Source organism: Methylomonas rivi (assembly GCF_024505165.1).
Taxonomy (GTDB): Bacteria; Pseudomonadota; Gammaproteobacteria; order Methylococcales; family Methylomonadaceae; genus Methylomonas; species Methylomonas rivi.
Window position 1 is genome coordinate 1 of record NZ_JANIBK010000359.1, and the last position, 742, is coordinate 742.

The window sequence follows — 742 nt, forward strand, 5'->3', positions numbered from 1 at the left end:
CGCCAGCCACGCCGCCGCGCCCATGCTGACCCGCATCAGCAGCACGTTAACGGCCGCCAGACCCAGGTTGACCGGCCAACGTTGCCTCCGGGCCGAACTCAACCGGCGTTTGGGCCTGAAATACTCCCAAACCGCCATCAACGCAAAAATGCCGAAAAATACGCCGAAGCGCAGCAATGCTTCCATCATGATTTCCGATAATATTGGGCCGCCAGCCGGTTCGGGTCGGCGCCGAAAAAATAGGCCAACCGCAAGCGCCACATCAGCAATACGGTATTGAGCACGCCATACCGCTGCCAGCGCCGCGCCGAAGTGACGACTTTAGCATGCAGGCAGCACGGCCAGCCCAGCTTTTTCAAGCGGGCGCTGAGGCCGATGTCTTCCATCAAGGCGATATCCGGAAAGCCGCCGGCGGCGGCAAAGGCGCGCCGGGTCACAAACAGGGCCTGGTCGCCGGTGGCGATGCCGGTCAGCCGCGAGCGCCAGTTCATCATAAAGGCAATCAGTTTAAACACCGGCCGGGAACTATCGAAGCGGACATCGAAACGCCCCCAGCGGTAACCCTGCACGACGGCATCGACTATCGAGATCACGGCGTCGGCCGGCAGCCGGGTGTCGGCATGTAAAAACAGCAGGATATCGGCGTCGGCCTCGAACGCGCCGGCATTCATTTGCTTGGCGCGGCCGCGCGGACCATGCAATACCTTATCGACCCAAGCCGCCGCCACGGCCGGGCTGCCGT

Annotated in this window: 1 protein-coding gene and 1 pseudogene; both read right to left on the minus strand. The window is 62.7% G+C overall.

Features of this window, described 5'->3' with window-relative positions:
* Nucleotides 1–186, minus strand: a pseudogene (locus NP596_RS21730) (sterol desaturase family protein); the annotation flags it as partial.
* Nucleotides 186–742 (minus strand): TIGR04283 family arsenosugar biosynthesis glycosyltransferase (locus NP596_RS21735; protein WP_256617456.1); only part of this gene is annotated, 557 nt, incomplete at its 5' end. The gene NP596_RS21735 and the pseudogene NP596_RS21730, both read right to left, overlap by 1 nt.